General features: G+C 36.8%; 1 protein-coding gene and 1 pseudogene. Both read left to right on the forward strand.

Annotated elements, in window-relative coordinates:
* The coding region (locus F6K53_RS43790) for an EamA family transporter (RefSeq protein WP_293087075.1) at positions 1–283 on the forward strand (283 nt) is incomplete at its 5' end.
* Positions 284–365: 82 nt separating this feature from the next.
* Positions 366–1210 (forward strand): annotated as a pseudogene (locus F6K53_RS43795) (aspartate aminotransferase family protein); the annotation flags it as partial.

Raw genomic sequence — 1210 nt, forward strand, 5'->3', positions numbered from 1 at the left:
ATCTGGGAGTGATCATGTTTTACCCAATTCTTGTCAAGAATGGCTTTTAGTAATTGCTATTGCTTTATTGAGTCAAGTTATAGTTCAAGGATTAGCTGTTTATAGTCTGAAAAAATTGTCTTCGAGTTTTGTAGCTTTATCAATGTTAGTTATTCCCCTTTTTAGTCATATAGAAGCGAAATTTATATTTTCAGAAATTACAAGTTGGACTAATTATTTAGGTTGTTTAATTGTATTATGGGGAATGTATCTTGCAATTTTTGGGAAAGGAGCTTTAAAATAAAATTTAGGATTTTAACCTTTTCTTAAACTTATTAGTGGATTGAATAACTTAAACTTATTAGTGGATTGAATAATAGGAAACCATGATATTTAAAAATGAAGGTAGCACAATAGGCGCCACCGCAGTCAATATAGAAAAAGCTTTTGGCCCTTACTTATGGGATAGTGAAGGGAGAAAATATTTCGACCTATTTTCACAAACTTGGTCTTTGCCACTTGGTCACAACAATCCACGAATTATTGATGCAGTCAAAAATCAACTCGACAAAGTAACTCATTTAAGAACAGCCTTCTAAACACAAGACAAAGTTGAGCTGGCTCAATTGCTGATCGAGCTTTCGCCGCAATCTTTAACCAAAGTCAATTTTTGTCTTCATGGCAGCTTAGTTAATGAAGGGGCGATGAAACTAGCTATAAACAATTGTGACGATCGGCATAAAATCCTCTACTTAGAAGATGGTTTTCATGGCAGAAGCTTTGCGACAATGGGGGTTAGCTGGAAAGCTACAGCCGAACAATATCAACCCTATTTTAATCATGGTGTGGAAGTAAAAAAAGATCTAGCTGATATTGAAGTAAAAATGATCAAAGAACAGCCTGCGGCGATCATTTTGGAGCTAGTACAAGGCAACTGCGGGTTTAAGATTTTGAGTAAGTCATTAGTCCAAGGTATTCGGGAGCTTTGCGACCAGAACAATGTCGTGATGATTGTTGATGAAATACAAACCGCCTTTGGCTGTGTGAAAGAGATGTTCATGAGTGATCTTTATGAGGTAGAACCAGACATCATAACCTTCGGGAAATCCATTGGTGGCGGTTTTCCCCTAGCAGGACTGCTATATAAAGAGAAGTTCTCCTTTAAGCCAGGACAGCATTCCTTTACTTTTGCTCATAGTCCCATTAGTTTCACAGCAGGAAAAGTATTCCA

The organism is Moorena sp. SIO4A1 (assembly GCF_010672065.1).
In the GTDB taxonomy this organism is placed as follows: domain Bacteria; phylum Cyanobacteriota; class Cyanobacteriia; order Cyanobacteriales; family Coleofasciculaceae; genus Moorena.